27 protein-coding genes and 1 pseudogene are annotated in these 20,398 nt (G+C 64.8%); 16 read left to right on the top strand and 12 right to left on the bottom strand.

Features of this window, described 5'->3' with window-relative positions; translation table 11 throughout:
• Positions 1-9: 9 nt before the first annotated feature.
• From lptB to G570_RS01735, 4 genes are read right to left on the bottom strand one after another with little or no spacing between them, the layout of a single operon-like run.
• Complete coding sequence (lptB, locus tag G570_RS01750; RefSeq protein ID WP_051504476.1) at positions 10-750, bottom strand: LPS export ABC transporter ATP-binding protein; 741 nt, start codon at positions 748-750, stop codon at positions 10-12.
• A gap of 32 nt (positions 751-782) precedes the next feature.
• Positions 783-1,313, bottom strand: a complete 531-nt coding sequence (locus G570_RS01745) for an LptA/OstA family protein (RefSeq protein ID WP_037503375.1) — start codon at positions 1,311-1,313, stop codon at positions 783-785.
• A gap of 5 nt (positions 1,314-1,318) precedes the next feature.
• Complete coding sequence (gene lptC, locus G570_RS01740) at positions 1,319-1,957, bottom strand: LPS export ABC transporter periplasmic protein LptC (protein WP_037498482.1); 639 nt, start codon at positions 1,955-1,957, stop codon at positions 1,319-1,321.
• A 3-nt stretch (positions 1,958-1,960) separates the two neighbouring features.
• Positions 1,961-2,584 carry a ribonuclease D gene (locus G570_RS01735; protein WP_037498479.1) on the bottom strand — a complete coding sequence of 208 codons (624 nt, stop codon included), beginning with the start codon at positions 2,582-2,584 and terminating at the stop codon, positions 1,961-1,963.
• 242 nt (positions 2,585-2,826) lie between these two features.
• On the opposite strand from G570_RS01735, the gene G570_RS14035 reads away from it, so the two are divergent.
• The gene (locus G570_RS14035) at positions 2,827-3,645 is read left to right on the top strand and encodes a cold-shock protein (protein ID WP_051503936.1); all 819 of its coding nucleotides are present in this window, start codon (positions 2,827-2,829) and stop codon (positions 3,643-3,645) included.
• Between the two features lie 90 nt (positions 3,646-3,735).
• Complete coding sequence (locus tag G570_RS01720) at positions 3,736-4,290, top strand: GNAT family N-acetyltransferase (protein ID WP_037498469.1); 555 nt, start codon at positions 3,736-3,738, stop codon at positions 4,288-4,290.
• Here the strand turns inward: G570_RS01720 and G570_RS01715 are convergent.
• The 4 genes from G570_RS01715 to G570_RS01700 form a co-directional block, all read right to left on the bottom strand.
• Positions 4,247-5,533: a metal-dependent hydrolase family protein gene (locus G570_RS01715; protein WP_037498466.1), complete on the bottom strand. Its 1,287-nt coding sequence runs from the start codon at positions 5,531-5,533 to the stop codon at positions 4,247-4,249. The genes G570_RS01720 and G570_RS01715 overlap by 44 nt on opposite strands.
• Positions 5,534-5,575: 42 nt before the next feature.
• Complete coding sequence (locus G570_RS01710; RefSeq protein ID WP_037498461.1) at positions 5,576-7,174, bottom strand: cisplatin damage response ATP-dependent DNA ligase; 1,599 nt, start codon at positions 7,172-7,174, stop codon at positions 5,576-5,578.
• A 19-nt stretch (positions 7,175-7,193) separates the two neighbouring features.
• Positions 7,194-7,691, bottom strand: a complete 498-nt coding sequence (locus G570_RS01705; protein ID WP_037498460.1) for a Dps family protein — start codon at positions 7,689-7,691, stop codon at positions 7,194-7,196.
• An 88-nt stretch (positions 7,692-7,779) separates the two neighbouring features.
• Entirely contained in the window at positions 7,780-8,094 is a 315-nt protein-coding gene (locus G570_RS01700; protein WP_156930280.1) for a hypothetical protein, read from the bottom strand.
• Positions 8,095-8,267: 173 nt separating this feature from the next.
• Here G570_RS01700 and rpmG point away from each other — a divergent pair, with 173 nt between their 5' ends.
• Positions 8,268-8,435 (top strand): 50S ribosomal protein L33, encoded by a 168-nt coding sequence (gene rpmG, locus G570_RS01695; protein WP_037498456.1) that lies wholly within the window; start codon positions 8,268-8,270, stop codon positions 8,433-8,435.
• 105 nt (positions 8,436-8,540) lie between these two features.
• Here the strand turns inward: rpmG and G570_RS01690 are convergent.
• Positions 8,541-8,888, bottom strand: a pseudogene (locus tag G570_RS01690) (response regulator); the annotation flags it as partial.
• A 48-nt stretch (positions 8,889-8,936) separates the two neighbouring features.
• Here G570_RS01690 and G570_RS01685 point away from each other — a divergent pair.
• The 6 genes from G570_RS01685 to G570_RS01660 are packed head-to-tail and all read left to right on the top strand — an operon-like array spanning position 8,937 to position 12,847.
• Entirely contained in the window at positions 8,937-9,203 is a 267-nt protein-coding gene (locus tag G570_RS01685; RefSeq protein ID WP_037498454.1) for a DUF3572 family protein, read from the top strand.
• Positions 9,200-9,808 (top strand): hypothetical protein, encoded by a 609-nt coding sequence (locus tag G570_RS01680; RefSeq protein ID WP_037498451.1) that lies wholly within the window; start codon positions 9,200-9,202, stop codon positions 9,806-9,808. Before G570_RS01685 ends, G570_RS01680 begins: the two co-directional genes overlap by 4 nt.
• A gap of 3 nt (positions 9,809-9,811) precedes the next feature.
• Entirely contained in the window at positions 9,812-10,543 is a 732-nt protein-coding gene (locus G570_RS01675) for an SDR family NAD(P)-dependent oxidoreductase (protein WP_037498447.1), read from the top strand.
• A 31-nt stretch (positions 10,544-10,574) separates the two neighbouring features.
• Positions 10,575-11,036 carry a RidA family protein gene (locus G570_RS01670; protein WP_037498444.1) on the top strand — a complete coding sequence of 154 codons (462 nt, stop codon included), beginning with the start codon at positions 10,575-10,577 and terminating at the stop codon, positions 11,034-11,036.
• Positions 10,954-11,724 carry a glycerophosphodiester phosphodiesterase family protein gene (locus G570_RS01665; protein WP_084607426.1) on the top strand — a complete coding sequence of 257 codons (771 nt, stop codon included), beginning with the start codon at positions 10,954-10,956 and terminating at the stop codon, positions 11,722-11,724. The genes G570_RS01670 and G570_RS01665 overlap by 83 nt, the downstream gene beginning before the upstream one ends.
• A complete protein-coding gene (locus tag G570_RS01660; RefSeq protein WP_051503934.1) occupies positions 11,711-12,847 on the top strand; it encodes a GNAT family N-acetyltransferase in 1,137 nt (378 codons plus the stop codon). The genes G570_RS01665 and G570_RS01660 overlap by 14 nt, the downstream gene beginning before the upstream one ends.
• On the opposite strand, the gene G570_RS01655 is transcribed toward G570_RS01660, so the two are convergent.
• Positions 12,823-13,746: an isoaspartyl peptidase/L-asparaginase family protein gene (locus G570_RS01655; RefSeq protein WP_037498441.1), complete on the bottom strand. Its 924-nt coding sequence runs from the start codon at positions 13,744-13,746 to the stop codon at positions 12,823-12,825. The genes G570_RS01660 and G570_RS01655 overlap by 25 nt on opposite strands.
• A gap of 92 nt (positions 13,747-13,838) precedes the next feature.
• Here G570_RS01655 and G570_RS01650 point away from each other — a divergent pair, with 92 nt between their 5' ends.
• Genes G570_RS01650 through G570_RS01635 form a run of 4 tightly spaced genes read left to right on the top strand, consistent with a single transcriptional unit; the run spans position 13,839 to position 16,132 of the window.
• Positions 13,839-14,738, top strand: a complete 900-nt coding sequence (locus G570_RS01650; RefSeq protein WP_037498438.1) for an SPFH domain-containing protein — start codon at positions 13,839-13,841, stop codon at positions 14,736-14,738.
• 10 nt (positions 14,739-14,748) lie between these two features.
• Positions 14,749-14,943 carry a type II toxin-antitoxin system antitoxin gene (locus tag G570_RS01645; RefSeq protein WP_037498435.1) on the top strand — a complete coding sequence of 65 codons (195 nt, stop codon included), beginning with the start codon at positions 14,749-14,751 and terminating at the stop codon, positions 14,941-14,943.
• 5 nt (positions 14,944-14,948) lie between these two features.
• Entirely contained in the window at positions 14,949-15,206 is a 258-nt protein-coding gene (locus tag G570_RS01640) for a hypothetical protein (protein WP_037498433.1), read from the top strand.
• Positions 15,203-16,132 carry an alpha/beta hydrolase gene (locus tag G570_RS01635; RefSeq protein ID WP_037498431.1) on the top strand — a complete coding sequence of 310 codons (930 nt, stop codon included), beginning with the start codon at positions 15,203-15,205 and terminating at the stop codon, positions 16,130-16,132. The genes G570_RS01640 and G570_RS01635 overlap by 4 nt, the downstream gene beginning before the upstream one ends.
• On the opposite strand, the gene G570_RS01630 is transcribed toward G570_RS01635, so the two are convergent.
• The gene (locus G570_RS01630; RefSeq protein WP_051503933.1) at positions 16,129-17,016 is read right to left on the bottom strand and encodes a S1/P1 nuclease; all 888 of its coding nucleotides are present in this window, start codon (positions 17,014-17,016) and stop codon (positions 16,129-16,131) included. The genes G570_RS01635 and G570_RS01630 overlap by 4 nt on opposite strands.
• Before the next feature lie 58 nt (positions 17,017-17,074).
• Here G570_RS01630 and ispG point away from each other — a divergent pair, with 58 nt between their 5' ends.
• From ispG to G570_RS01615, 3 genes are all read left to right on the top strand, one after another.
• The gene (gene ispG / locus G570_RS01625; RefSeq protein ID WP_037498426.1) at positions 17,075-18,199 is read left to right on the top strand and encodes a flavodoxin-dependent (E)-4-hydroxy-3-methylbut-2-enyl-diphosphate synthase; all 1,125 of its coding nucleotides are present in this window, start codon (positions 17,075-17,077) and stop codon (positions 18,197-18,199) included.
• A gap of 93 nt (positions 18,200-18,292) precedes the next feature.
• Complete coding sequence (locus G570_RS12990; RefSeq protein ID WP_169731717.1) at positions 18,293-18,787, top strand: retropepsin-like aspartic protease family protein; 495 nt, start codon at positions 18,293-18,295, stop codon at positions 18,785-18,787.
• 39 nt (positions 18,788-18,826) lie between these two features.
• Complete coding sequence (locus tag G570_RS01615) at positions 18,827-19,729, top strand: DMT family transporter (RefSeq protein WP_037498424.1); 903 nt, start codon at positions 18,827-18,829, stop codon at positions 19,727-19,729.
• Here the strand turns inward: G570_RS01615 and G570_RS01610 are convergent.
• Positions 19,726-20,361 carry a DUF1345 domain-containing protein gene (locus G570_RS01610; protein WP_037498421.1) on the bottom strand — a complete coding sequence of 212 codons (636 nt, stop codon included), beginning with the start codon at positions 20,359-20,361 and terminating at the stop codon, positions 19,726-19,728. The two genes, G570_RS01615 and G570_RS01610, sit on opposite strands and share 4 nt — an antisense overlap.
• Positions 20,362-20,398 lie beyond the last annotated feature (37 nt).

Here is a 20,398-nt window from a genome sequence, read left to right as displayed (position 1 = left end):
CCTTCGATCCTAGAGCGCGAAGCTCTCGCCGAGGTAGAAGCGGCGGACATTTTCATCCGCGACCAGCGCTTGCGGCGTGCCTTCGAACAGCACTTGCCCGTCGTAGATGATGCAGGCGCGGTCGACGATTTCCAGTGTCTCACGGACATTATGGTCGGTGATCAGGACGCCGATGTCACGCTGTTTCAGGTCCTTGACGAGGTCGCGAATGTCGCTGATCGAAATCGGGTCGATGCCCGCGAACGGCTCGTCGAGCAGCATGATGGTCGGGTCGGCGGCCAGCGCGCGGGCGATCTCGCACCGCCGCCGCTCGCCGCCCGACAGCGCCATCGCCGGCGAATGGCGCAGGCCAGTGAGTCCGAATTCGCCCAGCAGCTGGTCGAGACGAGCCTCGCGCGCCGCGGCATCCGGTTCGGCGATTTCGAGCACCGACAGAATGTTCTGCTCGACCGTCAGGCCACGAAAAATCGATGTTTCCTGCGGCAGGTAGCCAAGGCCAAGGATGGCGCGGCGGTACATCGGCAGGTGCGTAATGTCCTGTCCGTCAAGGATGATGCGGCCGCTGTCCGGGCGGACAAGCCCCATGACCGAATAGAAGCTTGTCGTCTTGCCCGCCCCGTTTGGGCCGAGCAGACCAACCACTTCGCCGCGCGACACGGTCATCGAAACGTCGTGAAGCACCGCCCGCTTGTCATAGCTTTTGGCGATCGAGCGCACCTCGAGCCCGCGCACCGGGCTGGCGGCGGTCATGGCGCTGGTATCGAGCAAGGCCGCGGCGTCGTTCACGATTTTTTGGGCGGCACGGTAAATCGACCGGTGACGCGGCCGCCGCCATTCTGGTTCACGCCGCGCAGGCCGCCATCCATTACGGCACGGCCGGTATTGAGGTCGAGCGTAAGGCGCCCGCCGCTTAGGAAACTGCCGCCGCGGTCCAGCCTGACGTTGCCGACCATGGTGATGAGGCCTTTGTCGAGGTCATAGACCGCGAAGTCTCCCTTGGCGGTTTCGCTCGGGCTGGTGATCAGCACGCCGCCGCTGGCATCGATACGGTTGATGTCGAGGCCATTGTTGTTGGCATAGGCAAGCGTCATGCGCGCCGTGCGCAACGTAAGATTGTCTTGCTTGACGACGACATTGCCCGAAAAGATCGCCCGGTCGGCCCGATCCTGCGCTTCGGCATGGTCGGCGCTGAGATCGATCGGCGCGTGGCTGTTGTGGCCCTTCAGCGCGGAAATCCCTTCCTGCGCGTGGGCCATCCCGGCCAAGGCGACCAGAGCCGTGCCGGCGGCGATCAAGGCATGCGACGTTTTCATGCCGCTCATCTGACCGCCCCTTGCGTAATTTTCAAGCGTACGCCGCCATCAAGGCGCACCACGCGCCGGTCGAGATCGGCGCTCATGCTGCCGGCGCGAAAGTCGCCCAGCTTCATCGTTCCCGTTACGGGCTTGTTCGAGCGCATGGTCCGTTCGTTGAGGTCGACGGTCACATCGCGCGCCAACAGCGAGTAATTGTCGGGCCCGACAACCTTTACCGGGCCGTTGATGTCGACCTTTTCGCCATCGATATCGTACATGCCGCGCAAGGCGCCGATATTGAGCGGGCCGTCGCTGAGGTCGAGGCGCGCACGCATCCCTTCGATCATCACGACCGGGACATTGCTCGATTGCTGGATGGCGCGGTCGGCGACGATCAGGAATGGCCGGCCCTCCTTGTCCTCGCCGGTATATCGGGCGGCTTCCACGCGCATGCGCTCCTGCGCTTCGTCGACTTTGTTCTTGTCGAGGATGAAGCTGGTATCGCCCCGCTTGTCGAACGGCGACACGACCAGAAGGAGGCCGAGCGCCGCGATCAGCAGCGGCAGGCCGAACTTGGTCCAGCGCACCACCTTGTCGTGGCGGCTCCCCGGTTCGGCCCAGTGGCGCTTGATCGCGCGTTCACGAGTGGCGGCTTCGGACATGGCCTAGCTATGCGCGAAAATATCCGTTTCCGCCCAGCCGGCGAGGTCGAGCAGGGCGCGCGCCGGGAGGAATTCGAAACAGGCCTGCGCCAGTTCCACGCGATTTTCGCGGGCCAACCGTTCGTCGAGCTTTTCCTTCAACCGGTGAAGGTAGCGGACGTCGCTCGCCGCGTATTCGCGTTGCGCGTCATTTATGTCCGGCGCGCCCCAATCGCTCGTTTGCTGCTGCTTGCTGAGGTCGCTGCCGAGCAGTTCCTTGACCAATTCCTTGAGACCATGGCGGTCGGTGTAGGTGCGCACCAGCCGCGAAGCGGTGCGGGTGCAATAGAGCGGCGCCGCCATGATGCCGAGGTAGGCGCGCATGATCGCAACGTCGAAACGGGCGAAATGATAGAGCTTGAGCCGATTCGGATCGGCCAGCAGCGCCTTCAGGTTCGGCGCGGCGAAATCGCTGTCCGGCCCGAAACGCACCAGATGCTCGTCGCCCTTGCCGTCCGCCAGCTGCACCAGGCACAGCCGGTCGCGGCCGGGGATCAGGCCCATCGCTTCGGTATCGACCGCGATCGGAGAATCGGGATCGAACAGGTCGATTGAGGGGAGGTCTTCTTCGTGGAAATGGATGGCCATCGGGGTCTCGGATCACAAGCAACGCAGCCCGCGAGAACTCCCGGAGGCGGCAGGATTTTTCCCTCTCTAGTCCCAATTTGCGCCGCGCTCCAACCCTTAACCAAGCAAAGGCTAGGAGTTCCGCCGTTTTTCCTGTAGAGAATCGCACCGTGCGCACGGGCCTGACTCGCGCGTGCGGCCGGTTGCGCCATGGCCCAGCGCGTTGGTTATTCGTTTCGGGGCACAAGAGAGTTTGGATTTTCATGGGTTTCGATCGAGGGCGTAAGGGTGATCGCGGCGGACGCGGCCGTGACAAGCGTGACGGTTTCGGGGGCGACGAATTCGGCGGCGGCGGTGGCTTCGGCGATCGCGGCGGATTCGGTGGCGGTTTCCAGGATCGCGGATTTGGCGGCGGCGGTGGCTTCGGCGATCGTGGCGGCGGCTTTGGTGATCGCGGCGGCTTCGGCGGCGGCGGTGGCGGCGGCGGTTATCGCGGCGGTGGCGGTGGCGGTGGTTTCCGTGGCGGCGGCGGTGGCGGCGGGTTCCGCGGCGGTGGCATGCCTCCCCAGGTCGTGGGTGAAGGCAAGGGCGTCGTAAAGTTTTTCAACCCGCAAAAGGGTTTCGGCTTCATCGTCCGTGATGACGGCGGCGAAGACGTGTTCGTCCACATTTCGGCGGTCGAGCAGGCCGGTCTCACCGACCTTGCCGACGGCCAGCCGCTGGAATTCACGCTGGTCGACCGCGGTGGCCGCGTGTCGGCGACCGACCTCAAGATCGACGGCGAACCGATGGAAGTCGTCCGCTCGTCGGCCCCGCGCGAAGGCGCGGCCGGTGGCGGAATGGGCGGCCCGCAGCGCCAGCTGACCGGTGAAAAGGCCCAGGGCACCGTCAAGTTCTTCAACGCCATGAAGGGCTTCGGCTTCATCAGCCGTGACGACGGCCAGCCGGATGCGTTCGTGCACATCTCGGCCGTCGAACGCGCCGGTCTGCCGACCATCAACGAAGGCGACCGCTTCGAATTCGACATCGAAGTCGATCGTCGCGGCAAATATGCAGCGGTAAATCTTCAGCCGCTCGGCTGATCAAATTACCCAGAGCGGGGAAATGCCCGGTCGGACCTCCATGGGTCCGGCCGGGTTTTCTTTTGCCTGCGTGATCGGCAGTGAAGAGTCATGCGATTCGAACCCGCCACCCTCGCCGATCTCGACGCCCTTCATGCGCTGATTCACCGCGCCTATCGCGGCGAAAGCGCCAAGGCGGGATGGACGCACGAGGCCGATCTTCTCGACGGTCAGCGCACCGACCCCGAGGCGCTGGCTGCCATGCTGCGAAATCCCGACGACATGATCATCGTGGCGCGCGACGGGGAACGTCTGGCGGGGTGCATCGCCGTCACCGCCAAACCGGGCGGCCTCGCCTATATCGGCATGGTGACGGTCGATCCTGTCCGACAGGCCGGCGGTCTTGGTCGGCGGCTGCTGGCGGCGGCGGAAGAGCATGCACGTCGGAACGGAGCCAGCGTCGCCGAAATGACCGTCATCGCCCAGCGCGCCGAGCTAATCGCCTGGTACGAACGCCGCGGCTATCGACTGACCGGCGAGCGCCGACCCTTTCCGAAGACCGATCCCCGCTTCGGCCTGCCCAAGCGCGACGACCTCGAATTCGTCGTTCTGGCCAAGCCGCTCACTTCATCGGGATCGGCTTGCCCATCACCATCACATAATTGACGCGGGTCACGGCAGCGGGGTCGGTTAGCGGATCGCCATCGACCGCGATCAGGTCTGCCGACTTGCCCGGTTCGAGCGTACCGGTCTCGCCCGACAGGCCCATCAGGTCCGGCCCGCCCTTGGTCGCCGCGATCAGCGCGTCGCGAGGCGTCATTCCGCCCTTGCTGACCATCAGTCCGACTTCCTGCCCCGCTTCGGCATGGGGAAATACGGCGGCGTCAGTACCGAGCGCGATCTTCACGCCCGCCTTGTAGGCCCGGCTCAGTCCCTGTCCCCAAGCGGCCAGCGCCTGTCGCCCCTTCGCCTCGCTATTGGCGGCGTAGATGCCCTTGCCGATATTCCGGTTGAGTCCGCTCAAGGCCATCAGGGTCGCGCTGTAGTAGGTGCCATGTTCCTTCATCGCGCGAATGCCCGCGTCGTCGACGAAGGTGCCGTGTTCGATCGAATCGACGCCCGCGCGGACCGCGGCCTCGATGCCGCGCGCGCCGTGCGCGTGGGCTGCGGTCTTGAGGTGCAGGCTATGCGCCGTGTCGACAATCGCCTTCATCTCGGCGTCGCTGAAATGCTGCTCAAGCCCCATTGCACCCGGGTCGAGTACGCCGCCCGTGGCATGGAACTTGATAACATCGACGCCCGCCGCGGCGATCTTGCGCACCGCGCGCGAACATTCGTCAGTTCCGGTGCAGACGCCGATCTGGCCGCGCTCGTTTACGGCTTCGGCAAGCTCGGGGTTGAGGCCGACAGAATCGTCGCCATGGCCGCCGATGATCGACAGGGCAGGACCCGCGACCTGAATGCGGGGTCCCGGGAACGTGCCGTCGCGGCTCGCGTCGCGGGTCGCCAGCGACCCATAGAGCGGTCCGCCGAGGTCGCGGACGGTGGTGAAGCCGGCGCGGGCCATCTTGAGCGCGTTGGAAAGACCGGTCACCGCGGCATAGCTTTCGGAATATTTGGGGGTGAAGCCAGTATACCAGGGCTGTCCCGCGTCGAAGCTCAGGTGGACGTGAACGTCGGTCATGCCCGGCATGACCGTCCGGTCGCGAAGGTCGACGACGGTCGCGCCGGCCGGAGCCGTGGCACCATCTTCGATCGCCTTGATGCGCCCGTTTTCGACGATCACGGTTGAGGCGCCGCGCGCCGGCTTGGCGGCGTCGACGATCAGGTGGCCCGCCTGGATCGCATAAGTTTCGGCCTGCGCTGCGCTCGACATCAGCATGGCGGCCAGCAGCATCAATTTCTTCATGTCGCGACTCCCCTGTTTCGGCGGGAGATTAGGCGATGGCGTTCAAGTCACAAGCGCGTTGAGCGCCGCAATCGTATCGGCTTCATGGGCGGGCTTGTCCGTCCGGATCCGGCTGATGCGCGGGAAACGCATGGCGAGGCCTGACTTGTGGCGCTTGCTGGCGTGGATCGAATCGAACGCGACTTCGAGCACCAGGCTCTTCTCCACCTCGCGCACCGGCCCGAAGCGATTGAGCGTGTGCGTTCGCACGAAGCGGTCGAGCATTTTCAGCTCGTCGTCGGTGAAACCGAAATAAGCCTTGCCGACGGGCAGCAACTCGCCGTCCGCGGTCCAGGCCCCGAAGGTGTAGTCGCTGTAATAGCTCGACCGTTTTCCCGACCCGCGCTGGGCGTACATCATGACGCAGTCGGCCGTCAGCGGATCGCGCTTCCACTTATACCATAGGCCGACCTTGCGGCCCGGCACGTACGGGCTGTCACGGCGCTTCAGCATCATGCCTTCGATGCCTTCGTCGCGGCTGGCGGCGCGAATGTCGGCCAAGGCGTCGAACGATACGGCCTCGACCAGCTGGCTGAGGTCGAAGCGGTCGGGGTCGAGGCGCTCCATGAAAGACTCCAGCCGCGCGCGCCGGTCGCTCCAGCCTAGCCCGCGCAAATCCTCGTCGCCTTCGAACAACAGGTCGTAGAGCCGGACGAAGGCGGGATATTGGCCCTGGACCTTGGCACTGATATTCTTCCGCCCGAGCCGCTGCTGCAGCGCATTGAAGCTTGCCGCCGCACCGCCGTGCCGGTCTGCGCCTTGGGCATCGCCGCGGACCAGCAGTTCGCCGTCGAGCACCGCGGGAATGGCGAAGGCCGCGGCGATGTCGGGGAAGCTGTCGGAAATATCGTCGCCGGTCCGGCTGAACAGCCGGGTCTGGCCGCCGGCATGGACGAGTTGGATGCGGATCCCGTCCCATTTCCACTCGGCTGCATAGTCGGCCAGATCGACCGTCGCATCCTCGAGCGGATGGGCGAGCATGAAGGGCCGGAACACAGGCACGTCGCGCGCGGTGGGCTGATCGGCGCGGCCCTCCCCCCAATCGAACAATTCGGCATAGGGCGGCTTCAGGCCGTGCCAGACCTCCTCAACCTGTTCGACGTCCAGCCCAAAGGCATCGGCAAGGCCCTGCTTGGCCAGCCGCGCGGAGATGCCGACGCGCAAGGCGCCCGTCGCCAGCTTGAGGATGGCGAAGCGACCCGACGCGTCGAGGTGATCGAGCATCCGCGCCAGGACAGCCGGGGCATCGCTACGGCTGGCGTTCTTCAGCCGCTCCACCGCCTCGCTTAGCCGGATCGTGCCGTCGTCGATCTCGCCGCTCTCGCCTTCCGGCGCCGGCCACAGCAGCGACACGGTCTCAGCCATGTCGCCGACATAGTCGCGGCTCATGCGCAACAGGACGGGATCGATCCGCTCTTCGGCCAGCGCGCGAATGGCGGCGGGCTTGATGTGCGGGATGTCGAGCGTGCCGGTGAGGGCGGCCAGCGCGAGGCCGCGATCGGGATCAAGCGTGCGCTTCAGATAATCGCCGATCAGCGCGAGCTTGCTGTTGCGCGACCGCGTGTAGACGAGGTCGTCGAGCAGTTGGCTGAACGCGCGCACGGATCAGGACGGGGTCGGCTCAGCCGGCCTGGGCGGCTTCGAACAGGAACCACGCGCGCTGTTCGGCGGCATCGGTCCATTCGTCGATGATCGCGCTCGACGCATTGTCCTTGGCCTTGTCGGCAAGGTCCTTGGCGGCACGAAGCGATTCGACCATCGCGAGATTGTCGTCGCGCAACTCCTTCAGCATGTCCTTGGCGCTGACGAAATCCTGGTCATTGTCCTTCAGCGACTGGCGGCGCGAGATGTCGCTGATCGAGCGGAGCGTCGTCGAACCGATCTTGCGGACGCGTTCGGCGATCTGGTCGGTGGTGCCGAGAATTTGCGCTGCCTGGTCGTCGAACAGCAGATGGTAGTCGCGGAAATGCGGACCCGATACGTGCCAGTGGAAATTCTTGGTCTTCAGGTAAAGCGCATAGCTGTCGGCCAGGAGGCCGTTCAGGGCCTCGGCGACATTGGATGCCTGGTTGCTCTTGAGGTCGGTGGGGGTTGCCAGCTTGGCGGCAGTGTCAGCCATCGTTTCGTCTCCGGTTCGGGTTCTCAACGTCCCAACCGTCGACGGGGCGAAAGGTTCGCCCGCTCACTGATGAATTAAAGCGGTCAGACTAATGAATTTGAACGGCTAGCGCAGCGAGGATCGCCTCGCGATCGTGCGACGGATCGGTGCTCAGGAGTGCCTCACCCATATGCGACAGGCAGGCGCGGGTGCTGGTGCGATGGCCGGGCATCAGCGCGTGATGGGCGCCGTAATCGGCGAGGCCTTCAAGTGCACTGAGGCCATGTTCGGATGCCATGCTGCGAATCGCTTCCATCTTCGCGGCGATGTCGACGGGCTTCAGTCGCGCGATCCGTTCTTCCATCTCGGCAATGCGCTCGCCGATCCGGTGGCGCACGATGTTGAGCGAATCGATGCTGGACATGGCCTTCAATCTCCGTTGACCGAAGGACGGTCGCCCAAATTGGTTAACGATGAGTCAAAGAGGGCAGGTCTCCGCCTCGCCTTGACAAAGAGCCGTCACATCGTCATTGGGGCGCGGTTCGGGCGGCGGGCTACTGCCGCCTTCAATTTTTCTAGCGCACCAGGATATTTGCGATGGCCAAGCCGGCAACCGTCAAGATCAAGCTCGTCAGCACCGCTGACACCGGCTTCTTCTATGTGACCAAGAAGAACCCGCGCAACCAGACCGAGAAGATGTCGTTCCGCAAGTACGACCCGGTTGCGCGCAAGCATGTCGAATTCAAGGAAGCGAAGATCAAGTAAGCCCTAGTCGGCTTCGCCTGACCCTTGGTCGGGCACCACTTCGTTCTGGGCGGTCTCGGCAACGGGGCCGCCCGATTCGTTTTTACCCGCCACGAGACCCTGGGTCAGCAAGTCGTCGACCGTCTCGGCGAAGCGAATCACCGAAATCGGCTTCGATACATAGGCTTGCGCGCCGGCGGCACGGATCCGCTCTTCATCGCCCTGCGCGGAGTAAGCGGTCACGGCCATGATCGGGACGCCGCGCAGTGCTTCGTCGGCCCTGATCATCTCCATCAGCTCCAGCCCGCTGACGTGCGGCAGCTGGATGTCAGTGATCACAAGGTCGGGCATGAAAGCGCGCGCCATGTCCATCGCCTCGCGGCTGTCGGTAACCGGCTGGGTTTCATGTCCATGTGCGTTCAGCAGGTCGCAGAACAACTTGATGTTGAGGGCGTTGTCCTCGACAACCAAGATCCTTGCCACGCAATACCCCCCAACCGATGTTCAGGCGGCAGATAGGCGATGTTGACGCACGATACAAATGACGCTGCAGCGCTGGCGCTGTCGGCCCTGGCCGCGACGCTGGCAGACGACCGGCGCGCCCACCGCCTGCTCGATCTCACCGGCCTTTCCGCCGACGAGCTTCGATCGCGGGCAGCTGAGCCGGCCATGCTGGCGGCCTGCCTGTCCTTCCTCGAAAGCCATGAGCCCGACCTGATCGCCGTTGCGGCGGACCTTGGAGTGAAGCCTGAAACACTGGTCAACGCCCGTCGGAGCCTGGAAGCATGAACCGTCCCCTGCTAATTACCGATTGCGATGAAGTGCTGCTGCACATGGTGGCGCATTTCGACGATTGGCTGGAAGAGGCGCATGGGATCGACTTTGCCTTCGAAAGCGGCAGTTTCGGTGATGCGATGACGGTCAAGGCGACAGGCGAGGGCGTGCCGACCGAGCGCGTGTGGCCGCTGCTCGAGCAGTTCTTCCGCGAGGAAATGCACCGGCAGACCATCGTTCCGGGCGCGGTCGAGGCGCTCGGCCGGATCGGCGAGGTGGCGGATATCGTCATCCTCACCAACCTCGGCGATCACGCCCACCCGTGGCGGGTGGAGCAGCTCGAAAAGCACGGCATTCGGCATGAGGTGGTTACCAACCAGGGCGGCAAGGGCGTCCCGGCGCGAGCGATCATCCAGCGCTATGGCGCCGGATCGACGGCGTTCGTCGACGACCTGCCGGTCCATCACGCGTCGGTCGCCAAGCATGCGCCCGAGGTTCACCGCCTTCACATGGTCGCCGAGCCGAGGCTCGCGCCGGCGGTGCCCAAGGCCGAACTTGCGCATGTCCGAATCGATCATTGGCCCGACGCGGCCGACTGGATCCTGGAAAGGCTAATCTGACTCATGAAGACCGCATTCATTACCGGCGCCACCTCGGGCATCGGCGAGGCCGCGACACGCCGGTTCGTCAAGGAGGGCTGGAAGGTCATCGGCACCGGTCGCCGCGAAGATCGGCTCGACGCGCTTGCCGCGGACCTTGGCGACGCGTTCCATCCGATGGCCCTCGACATGCGGCACGGCAATTTCGACGAGGTGGCGAGGCAGGCGGGCCCGGTGGACCTGCTGCTCAACAACGCCGGCCTCGCGCCGCCGATGAGCGACCTGCAGAATGCCGATCAGGCACCGCTCGACACGGTGATCGACACCAATGTGTCGGGGTTGGTGTCGCTGACCCGGGCGATGCTGCCCGGCCTGATCGACCGCAAGGGTGCGGTGGTGAATCTTTCGTCGGTCGCCGCGACCTATCCCTATCGCGGCGGTGCGGTCTACGCCGGTTCCAAGGCCTTCGTTCGCCAGTTCAGTCTTGGCCTGCGCTGCGACCTGCAGGGCACCGGGGTGAGGGTCACCTCGATCGAGCCGGGGATGGTCGAAACCGAATTCACGATCGTCCGCAACGGCGGCGACCAGGCGGCGAGCGATGCGCTCTATGCCAACATGGATCCGATGACCGCCGACGACATCGCCGACACCATCTTTTGGGTCGCTTCCCTGCCGGCGCACCTCAACATCAACACGCTCGAGCTGATGCCGGTGAACCAGGCCTGGGCGGGGTTTGCGGTCCATCGCTACGCTTGATTTCGAAGACCGAAAGGACCAATCGCGCGTCATGAGCATCGAAACCCGGATCGCCGAACTCGGCATCACCCTTCCCGAACCCGCCGCGCCGGTGGCTTCTTACGTCCCCGCCGTCGAAGCCAACGGCCTGCTGCATATCAGCGGCCAGATCAGCTTCGCCGAAGACGGCAGCCTGATCCTCGGTCGACTGGGCGAAAACCTGTCGCTTGAGGACGGCCAGGCCGCCGCGCGTCGCTGCGGCATCATGCTGCTGGCGCAGATCAAGAAGGCGCTGGGCTCGCTCGACCGGGTCGAGCGGATCGTGAAGCTCGGCGTGTTCGTCAACAGCCATGGCGATTTCACCGACCAGCCCAAGGTCGCCAATGGCGCTAGCGAACTGATGCAGGAAGTGTTCGGCGAAGCTGGCCGCCATGCCCGCAGCGCCGTCGGCGTGCCGGTCCTTCCGCTCGGCGTCGCGGTCGAAGTGGATGCGGTCGTCGCGGTTAAGGGCTGACCCTTTAGATCCGGGCCGGCAGGGGTTCGCGCATCGCGGGCTCCATCGCTGGCCCGAAATTCCTGAAAACACGCTCACGGCTTTTGCCGCGGCGCTCGAACTCGGCGCGGGCATCGAATGCGACCTGCGCCTGACCGCGGACCACCGCATCGCCGTATATCATGATGCCGACGGCAAGCGGCTGTCGGGCCGAGACGACCGACTGATCGATTGCACAAGCGCCGACCTCTCTCAGTGGGATGTCGCGGGCAAACCTGTTCCACTGATCGAACAATTGCTGTGGCTGGTCGACGGCCGCGTACCCCTGCTCCTTGAAGCCAAGGTGGAAGGTTCCGAACTGTGGAACATGCTCGCTGCGCTTCGCCATGCTGTCGCAAATTATCGCGGCCGGTTCGGGATCATGAGCTTCGACCCCCGTGTGTCGCGCTGGCTCAAAACCAACGAGCCGGGCTGGCAGCGCGGGCTGGTAATCCAGGATGCGCTGCCGCCGATGAAACGCTGGGCCGCGCTTCGCTTGGCTGACCCCACCTTTGCGTCGGTGCAGGTCGCAGCGCTCGGCAAGCCATGGGTCGCGAAGCTGCGGAAGCGGATGCCAATTCACAGCTGGACCAGTCGCACCCGCGATGACGCCGACAAGGTTCGGGCTTTTGCCGACGCAGCAATCTGGGAAGCCGATGGCCGACCGTGAATCGCCGCTGACCGCCCGGCTGGCGCACGGGGTAAAGGAAATCGATGCCGCGCAGTGGGCTCACCTTGCCGGCAGCGACGATCCTTTGCTGTCGCACCGCTTCCTGTCGATCCTCGAAGACAGCGACAGCGTGGGGGAGGCCACCGGCTGGGGACCGCTGCCGGTCATGGTCGAACGCGACGGCCGCCTGATCGGCGCGGCGCCGGCCTATCTCAAGCTGCACAGCCAGGGCGAATATGTCTTCGACCATGGCTGGGCCGATGCGTGGCAGCGGGCGGGCGGCGACTATTATCCCAAGCTGCAGGTGGCGGTGCCGTTCACGCCATGCCCCGGTCGACGTCTGCTTGGCGATGCGAGCGCCGTGCTCGCCGCGCTCGAATCGGTGGCCGTACAAAACGAGCTGTCATCGGCGCATGTCACCTTCCTGACCGACGACGAGGTGGCGGACGCAGAGGCGCGGGGATGGCTGGTTCGCCATGGCATCCAGTTTCACTGGTTCAATCGCGACTATGCCGATTTCGACGACTTCCTCGCTGCGCTGTCGAGCCGCAAGCGCAAGGCGATCCGCAAGGAACGCGCCGCCGCCAACGCTGACGTCGAGATCGTCGAACTCCGCGGTGCGGAGATCAAGCCCGCCGACTGGGACGCCATGTGGCGCTTCTACCAGCATACCGGCGCGCGCAAATGGGGCCGACCCTATCTGACAAGACGGTGGTTCGATCTTGTCGGCGAGGCGATGGGGGACTGTACATTGATGTTCCTCGCCATGAGCGACGGCGAGGCGGTGGCCGGCGCCCTCAACTTCGTCGGTTCGGACACGCTCTACGGCCGCTATTGGGGCGCGACCGAAGACATCCCCTTCCTCCATTTCGAGCTAAGCTATTATCGGGCCATCGACTTCGCGGTTCGCCATGGGCTCGGTACGGTGCAGGCCGGCGCACAAGGCGAACATAAGCTGGCACGCGGCTATGAGCCGGTAGTCACCAAGTCGATCCACTTCATCCCCAACCGCGGTTTCCGCGACGCCGTCGCCCGCTTCTGCGACGGGGAGCGCGAGGCGGTCGCGCGCGAGGTAGAGTGGGCGCGCGCGGCGCTACCCTATCGCTCCGACCCTTCGTCGTAGACGCGCACGAGCCGGTCGCGGCCCGATCCGGCGACGGCGCGATACATGCCGGGCGTGGTGAACCCCCACGCGGCTTCTCCGGTCGGGGCGACCGCAATCAGGCCACCGGTGCCGCCAAGCGCCCCGATGTCGGCCAGCACATGGTCGAGTGCGTCCTGGAGGCCTTCGCCTGACAGCAGCAGCCGCATCGCCAGCTGATGCCCAGCGACGGCACGAATGAAGGTCTCGCCAAGCCCGGTGGCGCTGACGGCGCAGGCGCGGTCGTCGGCGTAGGTGCCCGCCCCGATCAAGGGCGAATCGCCGATCCGTCCCCATCGCTTGGCGGTCAGGCCGCCGGTCGAGGTGGCGGCTGCGACATGGCCCTGTGCGTCGACCGCGACGGCGCCGATCGTGCCGAACTTGATATCGGTGTCGAACTGGCCCCCTGCGGCCATGACCGCATCGAGCTGGGTCTTGCGCTCGGGAGTGATGAAGAAGTCGTTGGCGACCTGTTCGATGCCATGGGCAGCGGCGAAGGCATCGCCCTGTTCGTAGGTCAGCAGGACGTGCGGGCTGTTTTCCATTGCCGCCCGCGCCGCGCTGACCGGCGCGCGCGTCGTGCGAAGACCGGCAACCGCACCGGCGCGGCGATCGCGCCCGTCCATGATGGCGGCGTCGAGTTCGACCGCACCGTCGGCGGTCAACACACTGCCGCGCCCGGCGTTGAAGGAGGCGTCTTCCTCCAGGACTCGCGCCGCGGCCTCGACGGCATCAAGCGCCGAGCCGCCCGCCGCAAGAATCGCCTCGCCGGCATCGAGCGCGGCGTTCAATCCCTCCCGCGCCTTGGCTTCGGTCTCGGGCGGCAGGCGGTCCGGGCGCATCGCGCCGCAGCCGCCGTGGATCATCAGGGTCCAGCTCATGCGCAGCGTCCTAGCGCGGCTTGGATTCCGATTCCAGTTGACCCGCAGCCGAAACGATATAAAAATGATATCAATTAACAGGGAGATTATCGATGTCCGATTCGGTCATTGCTTTGAATGCCAGCCGGGAACGTCCGGCCTCGACGGCAAGCGGTTATGCGATGCTGTTGGTCCTTGTGTTGACGATCGCGGCGGTCGTCTACGGCGTGCTCATGCTGGCGGCCGACGCCAGCCCGGCGATCCCGCTCCTGCTGGTCATTGCCGGCGCGCTCGGATTCGTCCTTATTTCGTCGGGCTTTTACATGCTTCAGCCGAACCAGGCGGCGTCGATCACCCTGTTCGGCGACTATGCCGGGACCGATCGATCGACCGGGTTGCGCTGGGTGTTGCCCTGGCTGATCCGCAAGAAGGTGTCGGTGCGCGCCAACAACTTCATTTCGGACAAGATCAAGGTCAACGACCTGCGCGGCAACCCGATCGAAATGGCGGCCCAGATCGTGTGGCGCGTGGTCGATACCGCGCAGGCGCTGTTCGACGTCGACGATTACAAGGAGTTCGTGCGCGTACAGGTAGAAGCCGCGATCCGTGCCATCGGTGCGCGCTACCCCTATGACGATTTCACCCACACCGACATCACGCTGCGTGGGCATCACGACGAGGTCGGGGTCGAACTTCGCAAGGAACTGATCGCCCGCCTGGCGGTGGCCGGGATCACGGTCGACGAATGCGGCTTTACCCACCTTGCCTACGCACAGGAAATCGCCGGCGCGATGCTCCGTCGCCAGCAGGCGCAGGCCGTCGTCGCTGCCCGCCAGACGCTGGTCGAAGGCGCGGTCGGCATGGTCGAGATGGCGCTGGCGTCCCTCAGCGAAAAGGACGTCGTCCATCTCGATGACGAACGGCGCGCGGCGATGGTGTCGAACCTGATGGTGGTGCTGTGCGGCGAGCGCGATACCCAGCCGGTCGTCAACGCCGGGTCGCTGTACCAGTAAGGACCTACGGTTGTCGGGCGAGCGCAAAGCCTATCCTTTACGGGTCGACCCCGCCCTATGGGCGGCGGTCGAGCGCTCGGCCGCGACCGACCTTCGTTCCACCAATGCCCAGGTCGAATGCCTGCTGCGCGAAGCGTTGAAAGCGCGCGGCATCAAGCTGGAAGCGCCGAAGCCGGTCCGGCGCGGACGTCCGCCGAAGGAGTAAGCATCATGTTCTGGCTGTTCCATAACGACAAACCCTGGTTCGCGCCCAAACGCTTCGGGCTCGGCGCCGGCCTGCCGATTGCGTGGCAGGGCTGGGTTCTTCTCGCTGCCCACATTGCCCTGATCGCAGGCGTTGCGGCCTTGTTCGAGGATCGGCCGGGCGTTCTTGTCCCGTTGGTGCTGGTCGCGGCGCTGCTGCCGCTCCCGCTCTACGCCGCCAAAACAAAGGGTGGTTGGCACTGGCGCTGGGGAAGCGGAGAATGAGCTTCCTTCTTTTGGCCGCGGCCATTGCCGCCGCACCGATCAACCGCACACTTAGCGCACCTGGGCCGGAAGGCGCCCTCGCTGGGACGCTGGTCGATGCCGGAAAAGGCGCACCGCTAGCCGTCATTATTCCCGGATCCGGGCCGACTGACCGCGACGGCAACAATCCGATGGGCATCAAGGCGCAGCCCTATAAGTTGTTGGCCGAAGCGCTGGGCAGGCAGGGCATCAGCTCCGTCCGTATCGACAAGCGCGGCATGTTCGGCAGCAAGGCGGCGCTCGCCAACCCCGACAAGGTGACGATCGCCGACTATGCCGCCGACGTGCACGCCTGGGCCAAGGTCGCCCGCGCTACCACGGGCGCGAAATGCGCATGGCTCATCGGCCACAGCGAAGGCGGGCTGGTCGCCCTCAAGGCCGGTCAGGATCGCACGGACATTTGCGGGGTCGTCACCGTTTCCGCGATGGGGCGCAACTTTGGTGACGTGCTGGGGGAGCAGCTCAAGGCCAATCCGGCGAACGGTCCGATCCTCGAGCCCGCGCTGGCTGCGATCGAAGCCCTAAAGGCGGGGCATAGCGTTCCGCTCGACCAGCTGCCGCCGCCATTGCCGATGCTGTTCGGTCCGCAGGTTCAGCCATATCTTATCGATCTGATGGCGCAGGATAGCGCGTCGCTCGCCGCGTCGCTTCGCGTTCCGTTGCTGATCCTGCAGGGCGACCGCGATGTTCAAATCGGCCTTCCCGATGCCGAGGCGCTCAAGAAGGCCAATCCGCGTGCGACGCTCGTCGTATTGCCCGGCGTCACCCATGTTCTGAAGCTGGCCGACGGAGCCGATCGCGCGTCGAACCTCAAGACCTACACCGATCCCGATCTGCCGATCGCTTCCGGCGTCGTCAGTGCGATTGCGGATTTCGTGAAGCGCTAGCGCTTGGCTTCCGGCGCCTTGTGGTCCGGACCCAGCGCATCGTCGAGCAGCCGCGCGAGGCGAATGCCGCCGTCGACCACGCTCTTTCGAAGGTCGGGAATCAGCGCCTGTACCTGCGCTTCGCTGAGCGTCGGCCGACCGACAGGCTCCGTCCCGCAGGGGTCGCCGACCAAGGTCTTGTAAGCGAGATCGCGTGCCTTGCCCCACATCTCCCGGCTCCAGTCCTCGACCGTACCTTGCGCAATGCTCATGCGGTCCGACGCCGGCACCTGTGACAAGAGTCCGGCTGCGTCGGCGGGTGGGGTGCTGATCGCTCGCTCGGCAAGATAGCCGTCCCAGATGCTGTGCAGATTGGTGCGACCGGCGACATAGCCGTAATTGGCCGCGACCTTGTTGCCGCCAAGGTCGGCATGGTCGCCGGCGTGCATCGGCTGGTGAAGGTCGCCGACGAAGTGGGTGATGAATGCCAGCGCCATCACCTTTTCCCGCACAGGAACCTTCGAATTGGCCAGCAGCCGTGCGTTGCGCTCGATCTGGGCCGACACGCAATGGCCGTCCTTGCACGGCTCCTTGAGGTCGAACGGCTTGCAGGCGTTCACATTCTGATAGTGCCAGCTATAGGCATAGCTGAACCGTTCATCGAGCGGCTTGACGCAGTCCGCCCATACGCTCGCTTCGGCCAAGGTGCGGGCAGGACATTCGGGCGTTTCCAGCAATTTTGACTGGCGGAGCAAGGCCGCGACTTTCGCCCGCGTTTCCGGCTTCATTTGCAGCCAGGCGACGTTGGCGACGGTTTCGTGCCCATATTCCCAATAGGCATGGGCCGGCGTCGAAAAGGCGAGGAGCGCTGCCAGGCCAAGCGCAAAACGGTTGAGAATCGGCATGGCACTTTCCCTAGCGGGCGCGATTTCTTTTGTCATATCCTGCGCCTATATGGGGGGCATGAGCGAAATCCGCCCCTGGCGCACCATCGAGCGCCGCCAATCCCGCCAGATCATGGTCGGCAACGTCGCCGTCGGCGGCGATGCGCCCGTCACCGTGCAGACGATGACCAATACGCCGACCTCCGATGCCAAGGCAACGATCGACCAGATCCGCCGCTGCGAAGAGGCTGGCGCCGACATCATCCGCGTGTCCTGTCCGGACGTCGAATCGACCACCGCGCTCAAGCAGATCGTCCGTGCGGCCCGGGTGCCGATCGTCGCCGACATCCACTTTCACTACAAGCGCGCGCTCGAAGCGGCCGACGCGGGCGCGGCGTGCCTGCGTATCAACCCCGGCAACATCGGCAGCGACGATCGCGTCCGCGAAGTCGTCAACGCGGCCAAGGCCAACGGCTGCGCGATCCGCATCGGGGTCAATGCCGGCAGCCTGGAAAAGGACCTGCTCGAGAAATATGGCGAGCCCTGCCCGGACGCGCTGGTCGAAAGCGCGCTCGATCATATCCGCATCCTAGAGGACCACGACTTCCGCAACTACAAGGTCGCGGTAAAGGCCAGCGACCTGTTCATGGCGGTCGCCGCCTACCAGCAGCTCGCCTACCAGGTCGATTGTCCGCTCCACCTCGGCATTACCGAAGCGGGCGGCTTCGTCGGTGGGACGGTCAAAAGCGCGATCGGCATCGGCAGCCTGCTGTGGGCGGGGATCGGCGACACCATCCGCGTTTCGCTGTCGGCCGAGCCGGAAGAGGAAGTTCGCGTCGGCTATGAAATCCTGAAGGCGCTGGGCATTCGCAATCGCGGCGTCCGCGTGGTCAGCTGTCCCAGCTGCGCGCGGCAGGGCTTCGATGTCATCCGCACCGTGCAAGCGCTGGAAGACCGGCTGCAGCACATCAAGACGCCGATGAGCCTTTCCGTGCTAGGCTGCGTGGTCAACGGCCCGGGCGAAGCGCGCGAAACCGACATCGGCATCACCGGCGGCGGCAACGGCAAGCATATGGTCTACCTGTCGGGCGTCACCGATCACCATGTGCAGGACGCCGATATGATCGACCACATCGTCCGGCTGGTCGAGGACAAGGCGGCCGAGATCGAGGCCGCCCGCGACGCAGCCGACCAGGCCGCCTGACGGTCTTCAACGCTTTGGCAACCCTGCGCGGCGTAACGTCGTTGCATGGCGCGCTTTGCAGGCTTGATTCTGGTCTTTGCATTCATCTTCGCGATGATGGCACCCGCCGACATGGGCAAAATGGTCGCTCCGGAGAATAAGCCGTCGGTCCACACCATCACCGAAGAGTCCAGTTACGTGAACGACCCCGACGTCGCGCCCTCACAAGCGGTCGATACGATGGTGGGCCAGAAGGTCGTCATCCCTCGTGACCGAGACGGCCAGTTCCACCTCGACGCCAGCGTCAATGGGCAGGCGTTGCCTTTTCTGGTCGACACCGGGGCCGATCTGGTTGCGCTGACCGTCGACGATGCGCGCCGGATCGGTATCGTGGTCGAACCGCAGTCGTTCCAGCATGTCGGGACCGGCGCCGGCGGCGCGGTCCGGGGCCAGCCGATCATGATCGATCACCTGACCGTCGCCGGACATGAAATCAGCCAGGTGCAGGGCGTGGTAATCGACGGACTGACCACCAACCTTCTTGGACAGTCGGTGCTTCGCCAGATGGGCAGCCTTCAGCTGAGCGGCGACACCATGACCCTCGACTAGCGACCTTTCCTTTCGCCCGGCCCTTGGTAGAGCGGGTGAATGAACAAGGTCGACCAAAATCCGGCGCTGGCGTTTCTGGTCGCCTTGGCCGCGATAGGCGCCCTGTCGGCCATGGACGCGGTGATGAAGGGCCTGAGCCGCGACATCGGCGCCTTTGCGACCATGTGCTGGCGTTCGGTCCTCGCGACTGGAGTGATGGCGGTGCCCTATATCGCGACGCGCAAGAGCGGCCCGACCCTGCGCGCGTTGCGGCTTCACCTGCTGCGCGGACTGCTGATGGTCCCGATGAGCTTCCTGTTCTTCTGGGGCTTGGCGCGGGTGCCGATGGCGCAAGCGATCGCGCTGACCTTCATCGCGCCGCTGCTGGCGCTGTTCCTCGCGGCGATCTTCCTTGGTGAAAAGGTCGGACCGCGGACCGTCGGCGGGTCGCTGCTGGCCTTTTTCGGCGTGACCGTCATCGTTTACGGCCAGGGCAAGGCCGATCTCGGCCCGGAGGCGCTGAAGGGTTCGATCGCCATCCTTGGCTCGGCCGTCTGTTACGCCTTCAACATCGTCGTCATGCGCAGCCAGGCCCAGCAAGCCCGGCCAATCGAGATCGCCTTTTTCCAATTCCTGTTCACCGGCATCGGTTTTTGGGCGCTCGGTCTGGCCGTCGGTTTGCCGACCTATCCGTCGGGTCAGCTATGGGTGCTGCTGGTCGCGACGATGCTCGCCATCGCCGGCATGCTGCTGCTGGCATGGGCCTACGCCCGGGCCGGCGCGGCCTATCTGTCGAGCAGCGAATATTCGGGCTTCATCTACGCCGCGGTCCTCGGCTGGCTGGTGTTCGGTGAGCCGGTGTCCCCTTACACCGTCGCGGGTGCCGCGCTGATCATCGGCGGTTGCGCCATCGCGTCGCGCACCGTCGCCAAGGGCGAGCCGTCGGTCGAAATCGCCGTCTAGCTCGATCCAAGAACGTTGATGGTCAGGGCCAGGACGCCGAGGTTGAAGAAAAATCCGGCGACGCAATGGGCCGTTACGACCTTCCGGATGGACGGCGAGGTTACCTGCACGTCGCTGGTCTGGACCGCCACGCCGAGGGTGAAGGCGAAATAGACGAAGTCGCTCATCAGCGGCTCCTTGGTGCCCGGGAAATCAAGGCCCGCGCAGTCCTTGCCATGATCGTCGGGGCTATAAAAGAGATGCGCGTAATGCAGGGTGTAAACCGCATTGCCGAACGTCCAGACCAGCACCAGCGTCGCGGCCACCAATGCCTTGTCGAATGTGGTCAACTGATCGCGCTGCGCCAATTCCGCGATGACGGCTGCAAGAATGACGATCGTCAGTAAGAAGCTGATGATCAGCAGGATCACGCGGTTGGCATCGCTATTCACCGCCACCCGTCGCATCGTCTTCGCATCGAAGCCGAAGCTGGGGAGGCAGCTGATCAGGAAGCCGATCGCCGCCGGGTCGAAACCCAGCAGCAAGCCCTTGCTCCACCCGACCGCAGGGACGGCAAGTGCGCATCCGACAAACAGCAATGCGAAGAACAGCATGAATCGCCACGGCGCGACATGGTTGAGCTTGTCGGTCATTGTCCCCATGAATGCGAAAACGGCGGTAACGCGATAT

Origin of the sequence: Sphingomonas jaspsi DSM 18422, from assembly GCF_000585415.1 — a bacterium.
Lineage (GTDB): Bacteria > Pseudomonadota > Alphaproteobacteria > Sphingomonadales > Sphingomonadaceae > Sphingomicrobium > Sphingomicrobium jaspsi.
Note: the sequence above shows the minus strand (reverse complement) of the source record. Positions and strands in the feature narration are given on the sequence as shown.